Below are 18,445 nucleotides of genomic sequence, written 5' to 3'. Positions count from 1 at the left end.
GAGCTTAAGGAACCACTATGAGCACAACCACCACGCCCCCTGAGGCGTCCCCGGGCCTGGATCTGGCAGACTACCTGACTATCCTGCGGGTGTACTGGAAGGCCATCGTCGCCTTCACGCTGCTGGCCACCTTGGCGGCAGCGGGATGGACCGTCCTCCAGCCAAAGATCTACTCCTCGGATTCCAGCGGCATAGTGGTGACTCCGGGTTCGGACAACGTGAGCCTTGCACTTGCAGGCGACAGCCTGGCCAAGGCCAAGGTCAAGAACTATGAGTCCGTAGCGAAATCCCGGCTGGTCGCGGACCGGGTCATTCAGGCCCTGGAACTGAAGACAACTGCCGATGCACTTCTGGGCAGTATCAGCGTCAAGGTTCCGCTGGACACGGCAGAAATCAGGGTCACTGCGCAGTCCACGGACCCGGCAACGGCGCAGCGGGTGGCCGACGCCTGGGTCAACGGCCTCGCCGCCCAGGTAGAGGCCATTGAGACGGCGCCTCCCACCGACGTTGCCGGACGGGCCAGTGCTGGTGCAACGCCCGAGGCCGGCCCGCAGGCGAGTGCAGCGACGGCCGTCCGGGTACTGCCGCTGGGCAAAGCCGTCCTGCCTACCAGCCCCACGTCGCCCAACACCAAGCTCAACCTCGCGCTTGGCGCCCTGGTCGGGCTGGCCCTGGGTGTGGCCTATGCGCTGATCCGCCGGCACTTGGACCGGCGAATCAGGAAGGCTGCCGACATTGAGCGTTTGTTCGGCGTCCCCGTGATTGGCACCCTCCCGGTAGACCACCGTTTGGATGGGAAGAGCACCATCGTAGACGCCGGCAACGCCGCGCAACTCCATGATGCCGGCGGCGCCATGGCCGAGACTCTCCGCGAGCTGCGCACCAACCTCAGTTTCCTGGACGTGGACCAGCCGCCACGAATCATCGTCGTTACCAGCTCGATGCAGGCAGAGGGCAAGTCCACGGTGACGGCCAATCTGGCGGTCACAATGGCCGCAGCAGGCGAAAACGTCGTGGTGGTCGACGGCGACCTCCGCCGGCCCACGCTGGTCGACGTCTTCAACCTGGTTCCGGGAGTCGGGGTCACCGATGTGCTCACTGGGACCGCCAAGCTCGCCGACGTCCTCCAGCCCTGGGGTGCCCTGCCCAACCTCTCAGTCCTGGGATCGGGCCGCATCCCGCCGAACCCCAGCGAGCTGCTGGGTTCCCGCGCCATGAAGAACATGCTCACCACCTTGGCCAAGGATGCTGTGGTCCTGATCGACGCACCCCCGCTGCTTCCCGTGACGGACGCTGCTGTTCTTTCTCGCGCCGCCGACGGCGCCATCCTCGTCATCCGGACCGGCAGGACCACGCAGGAGCAGCTGAACCAGTCCTTGGGGAACCTTGAGAAAGTCAAGGGGCGGGTCCTCGGGGCCGTTCTCAACTATGTTCCCATCAAGGGGAGGGACGCCTACTCCTACTACGGAACATATTCCTCGGCGCCCGCGCTGGCATCTGTCGAACCTGAGCCCGTCGACGATTGGCAGGACGCGGATACCCGTGACGTAGGGGACGCCATTTCCGTCGGTCGCAGGGCCAGAATCTAGAAGTCCCATGGCATTCGCTGGCGACGAAACCCAACTCAGGATCCAGGAGGGCGTGCTCCTCGGTCACGCTCTCGTGGCATGCCTGGCGGACAGTGTGGGCATCAGGGTCTTCTTCATCAAGGGTCCAGCAAGCGTCATCCAGGGGCTGCGTGAAGCCAAAATATCGGCAGACGTGGACGTTTTCGTGGACCCGGCTCGTCTCGGGGAACTGATCCAGGACCTTTACGAACGGGGCTGGCGGAGGCGCCCGTCGGATCCAGACAACATCACCTTCCCCAAGCACTCGGTGACCCTTGATCACCCAGAGTGGCCTTGTTGCATTGACGTCCACTTCCGCTTTCCAGGAATGGAAAAACCGCACAGGGACTCCTTCGAGTATCTGTGGCAACATACCGTCAGCATGGAACTCGCAGGGCAGCAATTGAGGGTCCCTTTGAAGGAGCTTGGAATCCTGTTTTTGGCGCTGCACGCCTTGCGGTCGCCCGAGCTGCCCGCATGTCGCCAGGAGCTTCAGTACCTCGGGGGCGTCGTTCGGCGGGAATCCAAGTCGGAGCCCCTCCTGGAGCTCGCTAGGGCCACAGGTGCCCTGGCCGCCGTCCGGCCCTTCGTTGAAAGCCTTCTTCCCGAATCAGTGTCCCCTGCTTGGCCGGCACCCTCCCAAGAGTGGCGCAACCGCGTCGCGGCGCAGGCGCCCGGGAGCGCGCGGCTCTTGGCTATCCTGCAGGCGCCTTGGACCGAGAAACCAAGGATGCTGTGGGGGGCGCTCTTCCCAACGCGGGAGGTCTTCCTCAGTGGAAACATCTACGCAGACATGTCCATGTCTGGACGACTCCGACAACATCGCAACCGGTGGTGGCGCTTCGTCCGTGCCCTCCCGCGCATCATGCGAAGCCTCCGCAAGCTTTCGGCCAGCGGTGATTAAGCGGTCCTAATCCGTATCCAATTGCCGGTTAACCCACCAAATTTGTTAAGGTTCAGCTATGACTACGGGGAAAGCTATCACCAAAGCCGTCATTCCTGCTGCCGGATTGGGAACACGCTTCCTGCCCGCCACAAAGGCAATGCCGAAGGAAATGTTGCCGGTGGTTGACCGCCCGGCCATCCAGTATGTGGTGGAGGAAGCGGTGGATGCAGGCCTCACGGACCTGCTGATGATCACGGGCCGCAACAAGCGCGCCTTGGAAGACCACTTCGACCGCGAGCCCGGCCTGGAGGCCGCTCTCGAAGCCAAGGGGGACAAGGACAAGCTGGGCATGGTGGAGTACGCCTCCAACCTGGGCCCCATCCACTACGTCCGCCAGGGCGAGGCCAAGGGCCTGGGGCACGCAGTGCTCTGCGCCCAGCAGCACGTGGGGGACGAACCGTTCGCCGTGCTCCTGGGTGACGACCTCATTGACGAGGCAGAGACCCTGCTGTCCACCATGATGGAGGTGCAGCAGAAGACCGGTGGTTCGGTGATCGCTCTGATCGAGGTTGATCCGTCGCAGATCAGCGCCTACGGCTGTGCTGACATCTCGGTTGTTGAAGGCGAAGACTACGTCCGCGTCAACAGCCTGGTGGAGAAGCCAGCCGTCGGCGAGGCCCCGTCCAACCTGGCTGTGATCGGACGCTACGTGCTGCACCACTCCGTATTCGGTGTCCTGGAGAACACCGAGCCTGGCCGCGGCAACGAGATCCAGCTGACTGACGCCCTCCAGACCCTGGCTGCCGGCGAGGGCGATGGCTCCGGCGTCTACGGAGTGGTCTTCAAGGGCCGCCGTTACGACACCGGTGACAAGCTGAGCTACCTGAAGGCCGTCATCACCCTCGCGTCCGAGCGCGTGGAGTTCGGTGAGGACCTGAAGACCTGGATGAAGAGCTTCGTCGGCTAAGTTCTCGCTTTAGCGCTTCTGAGAGGCCTGCTGCCGAAGGCGGCGGGCCTCCCTTTTTTCGTGGCCAGTGTGGCCAGCAGGGCGCCAATGACAGCGCCTGACGTGTTGGTCACAATATCTGACGGGCTTGCAAAACGGTCGTGAAGAAAAAGCAGCTGCCCCAGCTCAATGCAACCGGAAATCAACAGCCCAAACGCGCCGATTTGCCACCATTGTTTTGCCGGAAATGCAAGGGCAGCTACAAACCCAACCGGTATGAAAAGGGCAACGTTGGCTGACGCTTCCACGAATTTGTAATTGAACAAGCTAGGCACGCCATGCCGGTGGAGAAACTGCAGGACGGCTGAGAGCTGTCCAGCAACGGGCTGATCCACGGGGGTCGGCCAGAAAGCGATCAGCGCCAGGGGCACCACCATGGCCGCGAGGATAAATTGCCACAGCCGGTGGTTGTGAAGGTGTTTCAAAAAGGGCCTCAGGACGTCCGCAGAAGGGCCAGTGCGGCTGTGGCCAGGGCGCAGGCCGCGAGGAGAACCAGGAGGGCGTAGGCCATCACCTGTGGCCGGGGGAGTGGCACGGAAAAGTCGTACTCTCTCGGTGCTTTGCGCCAATGTCTCCCCATAGCCCTAATAGTTACCACAAAAGCATTGGTGACCGATCTTGTTGAACTCAAGGTTGCGGGCACCCACACCGTCCCCAAAGCAAAAGGTGGGTGCATCTCCGTTTCCGGAGATGCACCCACCTTCGTTGGTAGTAAGAAGCCTTATGCCTAGGCGGAAACCTCAGCCTTGGCGCGGCGGCGAACCACCACAACGGAGGTCGCACCGGCGGCCAGTGCGCCTGCGCCCACCAGGGTCCACAGGATCAGGCCGGAGTCGGCGCCGGTGTTGGCCAGGCCGCCCGTGTTTGCCAGCGGTGCGCTACCGGCAGCCGCGCCGCCGGTGTTTGCCAGGGAAGCAGCCACGGTAACCGTGACGGGGCCAACGGTCACACCGGAGGTGTTGCCGGTGGCGGTGATGGAGTAGGTCCCAGCCTCGTTGATGGCGATGGGCAGTGCGACAGCGCCCTTTGCGTCAGCCTGAGCGGACAAGGTCTGTGCCTCGGCCACGACGTTGATGCGGGCAGCAACTGCGCGGCTACCGGCAATGTTGGCGCCGTTGGACGCAGGGGCCTGGCCCGGCGTGACGCGGATGGTCAGCGATTCCCCTGCAAGGAACCCCTGGCCGCGGAAGACGAACGTCTCACCCGGACCTACGGTTCCGTCGGAAACGGCTGCCTGCGGCGGAAGAGCCGGGTAGGTTGCGGCCATGGCCGGCGCGGAACCGATGAGTACGATGGAGCCCGCGAGTGCGAGTGCGGCGAGTGTTTTCTTCATGTGTGTCCCCCCGGAGACTTTTAATTTTTGATACCCGATTTTGGGGAGATGCCCCCTCCGCACGAGACCGTGTGCAGAACTACGGATAGATATCCCAGATAGAAGATACCATCCCGATTCGGTAGTAACCAACCTCAATCCAGTCGGTTTACATAGTGTTAACGCAGCCGTCACTGGCCTTGATCGCAGGGCGCATTTTCGGTGGGCAGGATAACGTCCTTTACTTGCTGGACAGTGGGCGTGACAACCACGTTAGGTTCCGTGTGCTGGACGATCTTTCCGAAAGTGAAGTCCACCGTTTTGCTTTCGCCAGGCGCAAGTTGCTGGGCAACAACACCGACTGGCCTGTTCGCGTGGATGTAAGGGGCGAAGGGAGTTTTTTGGCCGTCAACGGTGGCTGACTCAACGTTTGCCTGTGCAGGGCCGTAGGCAATGATGTTTGTTTGGACAGTACCTGGTGTAATTCCGAAAGCACCTGCACCCGTGACGTACGCCGGAAGGGAAGTGGCAGCATCAGCAGGTGCTGCGTTGGTGCTGGAGACGCGTACAGTTGTCTGCTCGTAGCCGTTTGCTGGACATTCCTTGATGAGCTTTACGGTGCGTTTGACGTAGTAATCCATCTTGGCGCCCGTCCCGTCGTTGAAGTAGACCCCAAACTGGGCGGGAGAGACACTTACACCTGAGATAGAGCCGCTGAGATCGTATTTAGTCAAGACTGATTGTTCGCGTGAATCGGCAGACCAGACTAAAACACGCCTTTCTTCGGCGCCCCGGAAGATCCCCGCCAAGAGTCCTTTGGTTTCGCCCTTTCCGGTTGACAGGGCTGAAAAAACTTCTTTGGCTACACCAGCGAAGTATGCATCCTGAAGTTTCGGTTCTGGAATTTTGGCGTAGACGTCGGAAAGTAGCGTTGGTACGACGTTAGTTGCCGTAAGCCGAGTGGGCAGCCCAGCGTTTGCGGCCAGGGACACATCTGGTCCATCGATCTGTATGGGCCCTGTGGCTTGAAGAATGTAGCTCAAGACGACCGGATCAATAGATACGACTCCGTCTACTTGCTGAGCGGTCTTCCTTTCCCACATGGTCTTAGCAGTGGCGGCGGCAGTAGGGAAATCAGGGGTGAGATTCACGTCCTGCATGTACTTGCCCAATCGGCCTGTATAGATCTGCTGTTGTTGAGGATCGACAGATATTGGCGGGGTCACTGTCCCGACGGAGCCAGCGCTGCTCTGTGAGCCAAGGGATAACTTTCCATTGCTGAGCGTGATGACGGCGAGGGCGCCGGGTATGCCGCCCGATGCCCGAGCCTCCGCATTGTTCTGAATCATGAGGAGGTAGTTCTTCGTGTTATCCGCTCCAAGCATCCCAGGCGCAATGCTTACTGCGTCCGCCACAGTACCGAGCAATTCATTCGCCTGCTTCAGTTCGTCCCTCGCTGTATTGAGAGGTTCAGCAACTTGGGGCAACAGTTGGCTTGCATTAATTCCTTCTAATCGCTCAGCCGACGCACGGACGGTGTGCGCCGATGACACCAGACTTGGTGCAGCAGCCTTGAATTGCACAAGGCTGGCGCCTGACGAACTAGGCAGTAGGGCATCCCAGTTGACAGTTTCATATACATCCATAAGGGGCGCCAGCCCAAGATTTGCGAGATCATCGGCGGACCTCGAAACTTCCGCAACGGCGCCAAAGTTTGGACCCAGCCAAGGCGCACTAGAGGCGAGGGTCCACAGGGGATCTTCGGCGGCTCTGCGAGCATTTGATGTGTGAGTTCGAAGGTTGGAAAGTGTGGTCGCCGCTGACTCATGCTCCGAAGCCAAGACCTGTCGCTTCAGTTGAGGAATAAGACTCGATGCAGCATCCAACTCGGCCTTGATCGCAGCTGCCCTAACTCCTAGCCATGCAACACCGGCGCCAAGGATCACGAAGACGACGATTATAGGCAGCCCAATCTTGAGAATCCGGCGAGACCTACTCCTGGCGTGGTGGTCCTTGACGGGACCTTCGTCTGAGGCAGAATTTTGTGGGGTTGAATTCTCCGTCCTCATTAAGGTCGGCCGAGCCCACGGTACGTCCAGCCGGCGGCACGCCACTTACTGGGATCCAAAACGTTCCGGCCATCCAAAATTTTGCAAGTGGAAACCAATGCTGCTGCCTCGTAGGGATCCAGATCACGATATTCCTGCCACTCAGTGAGAAGAAGAACGGCGTTCGCACGTGTTAGAGCAGATTCCGTGACGTGCTCATAGTGCAACTCAGGGAATCGACGTGCGGCATTAGCTAGAGCCTCGGGGTCTGTGACGGTTACTACGGCACCTTGCAGTTGGAGTTGGGCGGCAACGCTGAGGGCAGGTGAGTCACGTACGTCGTCGCTTTCGGGTTTGAAGGCAGCACCCAGCACGGTAATCCTCTTACCCAGGAGCGAGCCGTCGCACAACTCGCGCGTGAGCTCCACGACTCGGCTTCGGCGTCGCATGTTGATTGCGTCCACTTCACGGAGGAATGTGAGCGCTTGGTCAGCACCGAGTTCGCCGGCGCGCGCCATGAATGCACGGATGTCCTTGGGGAGGCATCCTCCGCCAAAGCCTATGCCAGCGTTCAGGAACCTTCGCCCGATTCGGTTATCCATTCCAATTGCATCCGCCAGAAGTGTCACGTCGGCGCCTACTGCATCACAGAGCTCAGCCATGGCATTGATGAACGAAATCTTCGTTGCCAAGAATGAATTGGCGGCAGTCTTTACCAGTTCTGCTGTCGGCAGATCAGTGACCAACCGGGGCGTCCCAGCTTGGATCGAAGCGGCATAGACTTCGTCAAGCTTCTGAACTGCAGGGTGTTCCTCGGAGCCCCCCTCGATGCCGTAGACCAATCTATCGGGGCTCAGAGTGTCAGCAACGGCATGTCCCTCCCGCAGAAATTCCGGGTTCCACAACAAGTGTGCAGCCGGTTCGCTTTCTTCAACGACCTCTGCCAATCGCGTGGCTGTACCAACCGGAACGGTTGACTTTCCGACCACAAGATCACCAGGTGACAGGTAGGGTACAAGACCGTGTAGAGCGGCGTTTACATAACTCAAGTCCGCTGCATTTTCACCCTTCTTCTGTGGCGTGCCAACACATATGAAGTGAACGTGACTTCCCTCCGCAGCTGAAAGTTCGGTCGAGAAAGTAAGTCTGCCGGTGGTTTGCACTTCGGCCAGAAGCTCTTCGAGGCCTGGCTCGTAGAACGGGGCCTTTGCGCCCGCGAGGTCCTTGATCTTCGTTTCATCCACATCGATTCCGACGACGTCATGGCCTAGCTTGGCCATACACGCCGCATGCACGGCCCCGAGGTAGCCGCATCCGATAACTGAGATTCGCATGATGTAGGTCCTATTCCTGATGAGAAGCTGTTATGGCGAAGGTTAGTATGCGCCAGTGCTGCGAAAAACGGCCCTGACAGTTTTGAGAATGATTACGAGGTCGCCAGCCAGTGACCAGTTTTCAACATAATAGAGATCCAGCCGAACGGAATCCTGCCAAGAGAGATTTGATCGCCCGCTGACCTGCCATAGTCCGGTCAGCCCAGGCTTGACTAGCAACCGCCTACGCACGTCCTGCTCATAAGCTTCTACCTCACGAGGAAGAGGAGGACGCGGGCCAACCAGGCTCATATGCCCTGAGAATATATTGATGAGTTGCGGAAGCTCGTCGAGGCTATACTTTCGCAATATCTGACCCACCCGAGTAACGCGGGGGTCGTTTTTCATTTTGAATAGAACCCCGTGACCTTCATTCTTTTCGGATAATCCTTCTAGTCGAAGTTCGGCGTCGACAATCATCGATCTGAACTTCAACATTTTAAAATGCTTTCCCTCAATCCCAACTCGCTCCTGCTTAAACAGTGCTGGCCCCTCGCTGTCTAACCGCACCATTAGCGCCAAGATGGCCATTAGCGGGGAAACTAGGAGTATCAGGATTCCAGAAACGCAAATATCGAAAAGTCTTTTGGCTACGCGTTGTCCACCCTCGAGGGTTGGAGTCGTCACGTGTATCAGTGGGAGTCCAGCCACCTGCTGAGTGTGGATTCGTGGACCTGCGATGTCCGTAAGAGCCGGAGCCATGATGAGTCCGACGTTCTGAGTGGCAAGCTCCCAGCCCAGCTGACGTAGCGTCTGCGGATGTAACTGCACGCCCGCCGAGACTGCGACAGCATCGGCCTCACACTCATGGATGGCAGCAAGGATTGAGGACACTTCAGTTGATCCACCCAGAACCGGGAGTCCTGAGTCCCTGTGCCAGCCTCCCCGGTCAGCAGTTCCTGGCGAGTACGCCGCCACAGGCATATAGCCCGCATTTTTGGCGCGCTCCAATGACGCTGATAGGTGTGAGATTGCGCCGGGGCCGCCAATCAGCATCAAACGAGACATGCTTTCGCCCTTTGCACGATTTACGTTTAAGTGCTGTCGTAGTAGCCAGCGCGCCACTAGCAAGCCAAACAAGCCGACCGGCAAAGCTATTCCTACGTACCCGCGGGCCGTATCAATGCGAAGGACGTACGAAACAATTGCAATAAGTCCGAAAAGCCAGAGAGAAGCGGCAGTAACACGCTTATATTCGTCAGGCCCGGCGCCCAACACACGACTGTGGCGGCTGTTCCATGCCCCAAGCATGAGCCACCAGGCAACGGCGATAATAATCGAAAAAAAGAGGTATTTTGTTTCGTGGCTACTTTGATCTTGACCAGCTTCAAAGCCAAATCGAACTACGTAAGCTCCGGCGACAGCCCACAAAATTACAAATGCGTCAACTACCTTTAAAGTGCGAGATGTTCGCACTCGCCAATCAACCAAAGCCCCCAAATTTCAATTCCTATATCTCGTACTGATTTACGCGCTGGCAAAAGTAATAGAGTACCTACACTTAGGGCGCCGAGGTATTGACAGCGTCCAAAGCCTTTCTACTGCAACTCCCAAGTTCACTATGAACCAGCGGTTGATTGCAACAGGGCTTCCCTTAGTGCGTCACTCGGTACAAAGCTTGTGACTTCAGGGGTAGTTCGACAAGTTCAATGAGAGCCTTCTCGTACGCGGCGCATACACCCTCCCATGAGTAGTGTTCCTTGGCCCGTGTGAGAGCTGCTGCAGAAATTTCTTCCTGTCGTTCAGGATCCTGCATGAGCCGTGAAATCCCGTCAACAATTGCTTCGGCCTTGGGGGACACAAAGAGGGCGCAATCTTCGAGGACCTCGCGGTTGTAGACGGTGTCCCTAGCGACCACGGGTGCGCCGCATGCCATCGCTTGGACGAGTGCTGGGTTAGTGCCGCCAACACTGTGTCCGTGAAAATATGCGCCCGCGTGCTGCCACAAGGAGTGAAGCCTCGCATCGTTACTCACGTGCCCTAGCCAGGTGAAGTTTGGTTGGCGTTTGGCCAAGGCTTCTGCTCGCGAATCCAGTTCGCCTCCATAGCCCGTGGAACCGACAAGGACAACCGGCCAACACTTGGCGAGTTCCTCAGCCGAGGCAAGAAATTCAGGAATGGTGTTTTCAGGAACAAACCTGGCGACGGCAAGAACGTAACCTCGGTGGGTGAGACCAGGTTCAATTGGAAGATGCCCCGGGAAGTCGCCGCCGTACGGTATAAATTCACCGTCTACTTTGAACTCCTCCAGCCACCGCTGCCCGATAGCCTTTGCATCGTAAACCATTCGGGTGCCGTGGCGCGAGGTCAACCGAGCACCTGCATGGAATACACGCTTTGCCACGCGACCCCATTTAGCACGATCCCATTCAATTCCATCGACATTCACAAGCGTTGGTATACCGCGGAGCCGAAGCAACGGCAAAAAATAACCATTAGCCGTATTCATAACCAATGCGACATCAGGCTTTTTGACTATTGTGTGCAGAGAGGCCGTGAGCCCGTATGAGAGCGTGCTTACAGACTTTGTCTCGATACCAGGGGTGACTACAGTTCGCACGCGTGAGTCTTTAGCAGGATCATCGTCTTTGGTAGCGTTAGTTCGGCCGTAGACTGTCACGTCCCACCCTTGTTCGACCAGGTAGGGCGCTAGTCGCCGCACGGCGGTTTCAAAGCCCCCGTAGTAACTCGGGTAGCCGCGCGTCCCAATTATTGCCACTGATCGTTTCATAGCTTCTCCCCTATGGTCTGCAGACATATTTTCAGGCCGAAACATTCGGATTGAGCCTTGAAAGAATAAACTCTGCCTTGTCTTTCCAAGTATGCTTCGTCGGGATGTTTCCGTGTTCCCGAGCGATTCTTGACTTCCCGTCGATCATTGCCTTCAACCACGAGGCATGATTTTCGGGGGCAACCACGTATACGGATTCAAGTTCACGTTGTCCGGCGCCGGCGACGGGCGTTGAGAGAACTGGAAGATGCGCCGCTCGGTATTCGTACGTCTTGATTACGTCGCCCCCAACCTCAAACTCACCGACGTTGTGGGGAACCCAACCAATATCGAAGGTCTTCAGTAGTTGAGGTACGTTCTCGTAGTGCACGTCCCCGAGAAGTTTGACGTTCTCGAGGGCTTCGAGGGCTGGCCTGTAGTCCTTGTCTAATATGGGTCCGGCAAACACAAAATCAACATCAGGAAGATTCTTCGCACACTCTTCCACGAGCTTTAGATTGACGCGCTTTCCGATTTTGCCGACGTAACCCACCGTCACCCGGCCACTAGCAGTAGACATTTGCTCGAAGCGACCGGGATCGACCCCATTTGTGAGAAGGACAGCGTCAGATCGGCCAAATCTATGAGCGAGGTCTAACGTTCCTTCGGCATTGGCTGTTACCAGTTCGGCATGTTCGAAGATGTTCCTGTAACCCTGCTCGACATGGCTCCGAATCGACTGAAATGCATAATGCGTTGTCCAGTCGTCCAGTAGGTCGACCGCTATTGTCCCGTGATTCTCGCGCAAATCGTCCCATACGTTAGAAATGCCCACGAGTGGGTTCCAGATTATCGATGGAACCTCGGGGACTGGGTTAGGGAGAACGTAAGCGTTTCTTGACTGAACCCACCAAGATCGACGATCGTGGACTTTCGGGACGTGCCATGAGTAGGAGTCGACAGCTCTCGTGTTTGGTGCTGGATCTTTACGGCGGGTCTTGCCAGTCAACGGCCTGAGTAAATGGGGCTCCGGCCGAGACAAAACCGCAACGGGTCCGCAACCAGCGTTGAGTCTTGCAAACCACTCGATGAGATGGCCGTCGCGCGTCCGGTAGCCCTCAGAGAGAAGCTTTAACTGGCCGTGCATAGGAAAAGCCAGAAGAGAATCATTATTCATGCAGGTAGAGCCTTCTTCTTCATATTTGGGCGTAGCTCTTGAGAACTCGAAGATGCCTAGCGCCATCCATTTTCGTAGATATGTCCCGTCGAGAGTAAAAGGTTAGCCAGGCAAACCAGGCGACATAAGTTAGTAGAGAAATGATGGCCGCACTGATTGTCCCGTAAGCTCCACTAAAGGCAATATTCCCTATCACATTCACAGTGGCAAGAACAAACACAGCTACCAAAGTGTACGTAAAATCATTCGAGGTCATTATTTTAACGTATGCTGGTGCGGCCCAAACCATGAATAGGCCGGAAAGAGTTATTGCAACAGTCATTAGCGGCGAGACATCATAGCGGCCACCCGAAAGAAGGTTGCTTCCGACTTGAACGGCTGGCACTATTAAAATTGTCAGGACGAAAGTCAAGCCGTAAAACCTTAGCCGTGTCGGGCCGGCAGTTCCTGCGAAGGCTTTGCCTAAAGTGCGCGCGATGTATGCGTTCGAGAGGGATCGGTAGACCCTGTCGGCAAGACCGTATGCGAGAGCGTATGAGGCCAAATTTAGAGGTGAAACTAGGGGCTCAAGGACGAGGCGATCTGCACTAGCAATCACCCAGAGGCCCATATTGATGGCGCCGACGGAATGTCCGGTGGAATCTTTGCTGCGATCTAGGCGCCCAGAGAAGCGATTCGGCCAGAGAAGAAGAGAAGCTAAGTTTCCTGCAAGGACGCACAGCATCGCGCCGATAAAGCTTGCCGTACTGGAAACGAATAGCACTGCAAGCAAGGCCGGGGGGAGTAGAGCCCGGAGAGCCAGCAGGCACAAGTACCGGTTAAATCGCCCGAGGCCTATTTCGAATGACGTACTAGCTTCAGCGGCGATAAACGAAATCATGCAAACGCCCGCGATGACTCCCTCGACCAGAGACTCACGGAGGTTGCCGATGTACGCCGACGTTCCAATGGCTGCCACAAGTGAGACGACAATCTCGCTTTTTTGGAAGTGAACTCGCGCGATACCCTCCGCGGCGCTCTTGGCCACCCGCGTTCCTGTCCCCGTCCCGACAACGGCGTTGCCAATGGCCCAGACTGCAGTCACGACTGCGTAGTGTGCATAGTCCTCGGTGGGGAGCCCTCGAGCCAGTAGGGCAACGCTAGCCAGCGCCGCTGCTGCTGTTGCTCCTTGAGCGATCAGGGACTGATGAAATACCGCCCGCGCAAGCCGTCGAAGGAGGCGCATTAGGTCCCGCCTGCGTTGGCAGCCTGGTCTATCAGGAGTATTAGTTCTCTAGCTGCCGCCTGAGGCGTCAGGACTTCGGAAAACCTGGCTGCTCCTCGCCTGCCGTCATCGCTAGAAGCAAGCGTCCGAATTTGCTCTGCAACGTGAGCCGCCGTCATTGGGCTGCAAAGCGGAGTAAATGCCCCTTCAGCTATTTCCTCAATGGCTGGCGTCGGCGTGGCTAGAACAGGCGTCCCCCACTGTAGCGAGTCAATCAGTTTTGCTGGCAGTTGAAACTGGGCGCCGCTGTTACCCTCGGTGATGGGTATCACTGAGACGTCCACGTGAGAATATGCCACATCTAGGGGCGTGTCCGATTCCAATTCCACCCAGTTGCAGTCAGTAGGTTCTGGGGTTCCTAGTCCACAGTTCTCGAAGGTTACGAGTGTCATGTTCCTGTCGTAACGCATCAGCTCTAGCAGTAAGCCGCTGCCCTTGTGCGGACGCAAAGTTCCGAAGGAGCCGAACTTCACTGTCGCCGAATTGGCTGACACCTTACGCAGGGGCTGCTGCGTGCTAGTGCGTACATGCGGAATTCGACTGGACGGTTGAAAGGATTGCGGATAGACCGTAGCCAATGCGTTCGAAGAAAATGTGTAACCACTAGCGCTCTGGGCAATTGCATGCTGACTGCGACGAATCCGGCGGGGGTTCGTGCGCCGCCAAGGGTGGAGTCGAAGTCGATTGGTAAGAGAACGCTTTGCAAACGCTTCTGCCAGTCCTGCGTCATCATCGTCTAAATCCAGAAAAATAATCGCCTTTGGATCATTTTGAGTGACAAATTGAGTCGCTTTGTCTAAGGGTGCAATACCTTTAGCCGCCCACACAATATTTTGTGCAGATGGGTCCCGCCGGAGTTGATGTTTTAGTTCTTTTCGCCAATTTTTCGATAGTCGAATGATAGGCACATTAAACTGTTTGGCACCTTTCCAAACGGGGCCGGATCCAAAAGCGAGAAGCGTAGATGGGCCCAATTCATTTGTAACCAAGAGGAGCGATATTGCTCGGCCTAACGCATTCGAGGATATGTCGTGGCCTATAACAATGAAGTTGTACCTGCGATGATCGGCGTCAGACTGAGGTAATCCACTATCCACGGTTGATACCTGGGAACGCCTTTGCCGGCCGGAGCTCTTCGCTTTGGTTTGCGGCGGCCTCCGTTGGAGGCATAACTGTTGCGGACTGGGACTGCTTTCGATGGCTTTGGGTTTTAGTGGCTTTTAGTCTTTGCACCGAGGAAGAGTCGGATTCATTGTGACTATAGTAGGTGTAGGAATAAGCATCCGGTCCCTTCACGGGGACGCGGTTGAGAACCACGCCCAGGACGTTGGCGCCCACGAGTTCCAGAGCAGCGATTGACTTATCTAGATCTTGCCGCCGAACCGTCTGCGAACCAACTACAACCACAACCCCGCCCACGTGTTGAGCGAGCACTGCCGCATCGGTCACGGGCAAGAGGGGAGGAGCGTCGATCACCACGAAATCGAATACTTCCTCGAGCCCGGTAATGAGTTGTTTCATATCATGCGAACCTAGCAATTCGCTGGGGTTCGGCGGAATCTGTCCGGCGGTCAGCACATACAAGCTCTCTTCGCCCCATTTCTGCAACATGTCGTTGATGTCAGCAGCGCCAACGAGGACTGTGGTAAGTCCGGCGCCTCTTTCGAGGCCCAAATACTCGTTGACCATCGGCCTGCGGAGGTCTGCATCTACGAGACAAACTGTTTTTCCGGCTTGTGACAATGCGATAGCCAGGTTTGTCGCAGTAGTGCTCTTGCCCTCACCTGGTAGGGAAGATGTGACTAGAACGGTCTTAGCGTGGCCGGTGACATTGGCAAATTGGAGATTGGTTCTCAACTGACGGAAGGATTCCGCACGGGGACTCTGAGCCGATGCCTGGGTAAGGAGCGGTCTTTTCGTGGCATCTTGGTCGAAACTGATACCACCCAGCAAAGGCGCGTTCGTTACGTGCCGCAGGTCAGATTCGCCACGTATTCGAGTATCGAAGTTCGTCCGCAGGACGGCGCTACCTGCCCCCAAGGCGAGCCCAATTATCAGCCCCAAAAGGAGATTCACCTTAGTATTCGGGGCCGAAGGCGTAAGGGGTGCAACAGCGGGCTTGATCACGGACAGACTTACGGGTGATGAGCCGCCAGTTTTTGGTTTTTCAAGGGAATCCACGGCTTTGATCATGCTGTCAGCTACTGCTTGCGCTATGGCCGCAGCCTGTACGGCCGACGTGTCGGTCACGGCAATGTTGATTAGTACCGTATTGGTTTCGGTAGTAGCCGTTACCTTTTGCGCCAACTTCTCGGAGGTTAGGTCTAGGCCTAATGAATCTATAACCGGCTGCAGAACGACCGGTGAGTCTACAGTCTTAACGTAAGACTGGACTCTTGCCTGACTGAAGGTATTCCCTTGTTGGAGTTCCTGGACTGAGCCGGAGCTTTGAATAGCGACAAAGAGTTGGGTTTCTGACGTGTACGTCGGTGACGTGAGCGCGGAGATTGAACCGCCGACAAGAAGGCCCATCAACATCATAGCAGTGACAAGTATCCAGCTACGACGAAGAATGCGGAGGTAGTCGCGAAAATCCAAGGCCTGGGTCCCCCTGTTATCGATGGCAGGAGGGTACGGTGCAGCGGCCCCCCAAGAGCAGCATTAGTTGTGTGGTGATGCCAAGTGTACCTGTCGTGATCGGTGCACCGTTACTCGCCCGGGCTACTTTCGTTCATCACGGGCAGTTTTATCAGGCGGTCCATCTTCCTCGAATACAGGCGGAAGCTACACGGCAGGAAATGCAGGGACCACCGGACCTCGCGGAAGGTTTCCAACTTTGCACGCCTCACGGATTTGATGCCGCAACTACATGTTCATCATGGGTAGTATCGGGACTTGTAACAAGGATGCTGCTCTGCCGGAGGTACAGAGGAATAATGTCGGAATGGCTCGAACTCGGCACGGACAACTACGTATTGGTAACTGAAGGATCCCTGCTGAACACGGGCCTGATCGTCGGCGCCGAACGTGCCATGGTCATCGACACCGGATGCGGCCCCCGGCAGGGACGCGAGATTCTGGATGCCGTCCGGGAGAAGACGGGCATGCCCCTCGTGGTCGTCAACACCCATGCCCACTACGACCATTTCTTTGGTAACGCAGTCTTCGCCGAAGCCGGCGTTACCGAATTCTGGGCGCACCAGAACTGTGCCGCGGAGATTGACCAGCGCGGTGACGTGCAGCGCCGACTTGTCGGAACGCTGGAACCTGAGATGGCGGCTGGTAAAGGTGAGAACGTCGATCTTGTCGTTCCCAACGCAATCGTCAAAGATCAGCCCGTCCTGGTGGATCTCGGTGGGCTGACGGCTACCCTGTTCTACCTTGGCCGTGGCCACACCGACGGCGATCTCCTGGTGGGAACACCCACCACTCTCTATGTGGGTGACTTGGTGGAACAAGGTGCCCACCCCTCCTTCGAAGACTCTTACCCCGAGGAATGGGCGGACGCCCTCCGGCACATCTCCGCGCTGCGCCACCGTTACGAGTTCTTGATTCCTGGCCATGGTCAGCCCTGCAGCGACCAGTTTGTTAAGACCATGGCCAACACCATGACCACCGCCGTTCGCCAAGCCCGCCAGTCCATTCGCGATGCCCCCAACGACGCCACCAAGGCCATCCCGGTGTTGCCATATGGCCCGGAACAGTCACGCTGGTTCATCAAGCGCCTTCAGGACTACTGGCGCAGCAGTCAGAACGGTTCGTAGTACTAGGGCTTCATTGAGTCGTACCCGGAGGAACGAAATCGTCAGGGAACACGCGGCAGTGAGAGAGGCTCGATCCAATGATGGCTCGAGCCTCCTACCTAGTGGATACCACGCATTGGCAATCCCGTATTTGGTGGCTCGCTTGGATCCTCTGAGACTTCTGATGCATAAGGTTTGGGGTGACGATGGCTTTCTCACCTAAATGCGTATATGTCCGCCGTGAAGGACATATGCCCGGAGACAATGCTGATCGGTCACCCGCTCGCGCAGCTGAATAGCGGACCGCAACCGAAGCGGCGCAAAACGTCTGCACCGTACTGGGGATTGGTCAGTTTGGGCCAGTATTACCAGGGAACAGAAACAGGTATCTATTACTGGGGTGATGCGAGCCCCCAGATCCTACCTTGGTCTCATGATGATGCTTTTAAATGACAGGCGACATCGCCGCTTGCCAAAGCGCGAAACCTTGGGGGTGATTGCCGACACCGCTCTGTCGGTGGCTGTTGCAGCGGTGTTGTTGCCCGCGATTGGGGTCGGCGCCGCGGTAAAGAACCTTCCGTTCCGGAGGAATGCAGACCTCCGTCTCACGGAGCCAACCGACTTCTACCTAATTAGCTAATACTTTCACCGTCGTTGGGATTTTGTCCCTACATGGCAAGCGGCATGGCAGATGCTGTCCAGCCCGCAAAAATGGTACAAGACGCCGCCCGGGCGTCTCGATGAATACCACGAACGACGGGCGGTGGGCGGCGTGAACGCGCACCTTTCCGCATACGGCCTGCCGGTCCTGGATCCCCGCCGCATAACGGACTTGGGGAGGAAGCGGAGAGTCTGCCGGGGGCGCTGGACTTCGTGGCCTCCCATCTTGAGCTGCTGCCGGACCGGCAAAGGCGATCCGCGCAGCCGACGGCGCAGCCATGGACCGTGTGCTCAGCTTGAAAGTCACCTCCACCATGGGGGCACAATGCAGTTGGCCGCGCTCGCCGAGGCACTGGAGCCCCCGTTCGCGGCGGCGACTGGCCCACACTGGATGTCATGCTCCAAGTACTGGTACCCGCTGCGGCCGCCGTGGTAAATGACCTGGTGCACCCGTTATGCAACGCGTTTTGACGCAACAGTTTCGGTTGACTCAATTTGTCAAAGGCATTGACTCGTGATTGGGTAGGTCGGGATGGGGATGGAAAGACTGCTTACCAATGGAGGATTTTGTGGCTTTTTCGGACTACGCCCTGGCACTGACCGCACTGCTCGGCACTCTGCTGGTTCCCATCGCAGTCGCGTATCAAATGCTGCGGCTT

14 protein-coding genes are annotated in these 18,445 nt (G+C 57.3%); 4 read left to right on the top strand and 10 right to left on the bottom strand.

What is annotated here, in order from left to right:
• The first annotated feature begins 17 nt into the window (after window positions 1-17).
• From ACFVTD_RS03745 to galU, 3 genes are read left to right on the top strand one after another with little or no spacing between them, the layout of a single operon-like run.
• Window positions 18-1,589, top strand: a complete 1,572-nt coding sequence (locus tag ACFVTD_RS03745) for a polysaccharide biosynthesis tyrosine autokinase (protein WP_387558208.1) — start codon at window positions 18-20, stop codon at window positions 1,587-1,589.
• A 7-nt stretch (window positions 1,590-1,596) separates the two neighbouring features.
• On the top strand, window positions 1,597-2,511 hold the full coding sequence (locus tag ACFVTD_RS03740; RefSeq protein WP_387558205.1) for a nucleotidyltransferase family protein: 915 nt from the start codon (window positions 1,597-1,599) through the stop codon (window positions 2,509-2,511).
• A 58-nt stretch (window positions 2,512-2,569) separates the two neighbouring features.
• The gene (gene galU, locus ACFVTD_RS03735) at window positions 2,570-3,460 is read left to right on the top strand and encodes a UTP--glucose-1-phosphate uridylyltransferase GalU (protein WP_387558202.1); all 891 of its coding nucleotides are present in this window, start codon (window positions 2,570-2,572) and stop codon (window positions 3,458-3,460) included.
• On the opposite strand, the gene ACFVTD_RS03730 is transcribed toward galU, so the two are convergent.
• The 10 genes from ACFVTD_RS03730 to ACFVTD_RS03685 all read right to left on the bottom strand — a co-directional run bounded on the left by ACFVTD_RS03730 (window position 3,457) and on the right by ACFVTD_RS03685 (window position 15,981).
• Window positions 3,457-3,924, bottom strand: a complete 468-nt coding sequence (locus tag ACFVTD_RS03730; RefSeq protein ID WP_387558199.1) for a VanZ family protein — start codon at window positions 3,922-3,924, stop codon at window positions 3,457-3,459. The two genes, galU and ACFVTD_RS03730, sit on opposite strands and share 4 nt — an antisense overlap.
• Window positions 3,925-4,226: 302 nt before the next feature.
• Entirely contained in the window at window positions 4,227-4,832 is a 606-nt protein-coding gene (locus ACFVTD_RS03725) for an LPXTG cell wall anchor domain-containing protein (protein WP_387558196.1), read from the bottom strand.
• A 170-nt stretch (window positions 4,833-5,002) separates the two neighbouring features.
• Complete coding sequence (locus tag ACFVTD_RS03720; RefSeq protein WP_387558194.1) at window positions 5,003-6,757, bottom strand: DUF4012 domain-containing protein; 1,755 nt, start codon at window positions 6,755-6,757, stop codon at window positions 5,003-5,005.
• A gap of 122 nt (window positions 6,758-6,879) precedes the next feature.
• Window positions 6,880-8,193, bottom strand: a complete 1,314-nt coding sequence (locus ACFVTD_RS03715; protein ID WP_387558191.1) for a UDP-glucose dehydrogenase family protein — start codon at window positions 8,191-8,193, stop codon at window positions 6,880-6,882.
• A 42-nt stretch (window positions 8,194-8,235) separates the two neighbouring features.
• On the bottom strand, window positions 8,236-9,672 hold the full coding sequence (locus ACFVTD_RS03710; protein WP_387558188.1) for a sugar transferase: 1,437 nt from the start codon (window positions 9,670-9,672) through the stop codon (window positions 8,236-8,238).
• Window positions 9,673-9,826: 154 nt separating this feature from the next.
• The gene (locus tag ACFVTD_RS03705) at window positions 9,827-10,963 is read right to left on the bottom strand and encodes a glycosyltransferase (RefSeq protein ID WP_387558185.1); all 1,137 of its coding nucleotides are present in this window, start codon (window positions 10,961-10,963) and stop codon (window positions 9,827-9,829) included.
• Between the two features lie 31 nt (window positions 10,964-10,994).
• Complete coding sequence (locus tag ACFVTD_RS03700; protein WP_387558182.1) at window positions 10,995-12,119, bottom strand: glycosyltransferase; 1,125 nt, start codon at window positions 12,117-12,119, stop codon at window positions 10,995-10,997.
• A 19-nt stretch (window positions 12,120-12,138) separates the two neighbouring features.
• Complete coding sequence (locus ACFVTD_RS03695; RefSeq protein ID WP_387558180.1) at window positions 12,139-13,203, bottom strand: hypothetical protein; 1,065 nt, start codon at window positions 13,201-13,203, stop codon at window positions 12,139-12,141.
• A 140-nt stretch (window positions 13,204-13,343) separates the two neighbouring features.
• Window positions 13,344-14,291, bottom strand: coding sequence for a glycosyltransferase (locus ACFVTD_RS03690; protein WP_387558177.1), 948 nt, complete (start codon window positions 14,289-14,291; stop codon window positions 13,344-13,346).
• A 181-nt stretch (window positions 14,292-14,472) separates the two neighbouring features.
• The gene (locus ACFVTD_RS03685; protein ID WP_387558174.1) at window positions 14,473-15,981 is read right to left on the bottom strand and encodes a polysaccharide biosynthesis tyrosine autokinase; all 1,509 of its coding nucleotides are present in this window, start codon (window positions 15,979-15,981) and stop codon (window positions 14,473-14,475) included.
• Between the two features lie 338 nt (window positions 15,982-16,319).
• Here ACFVTD_RS03685 and ACFVTD_RS03680 point away from each other — a divergent pair, with 338 nt between their 5' ends.
• Complete coding sequence (locus ACFVTD_RS03680) at window positions 16,320-17,147, top strand: MBL fold metallo-hydrolase (RefSeq protein WP_387558171.1); 828 nt, start codon at window positions 16,320-16,322, stop codon at window positions 17,145-17,147.
• Window positions 17,148-18,445: the final 1,298 nt, after the last annotated feature.

Source organism: Pseudarthrobacter sp. NPDC058119, assembly GCF_042884655.1.
GTDB lineage: Bacteria > Actinomycetota > Actinomycetes > Actinomycetales > Micrococcaceae > Arthrobacter.
This window is presented reverse-complemented; position numbering and strand designations above follow the sequence as displayed.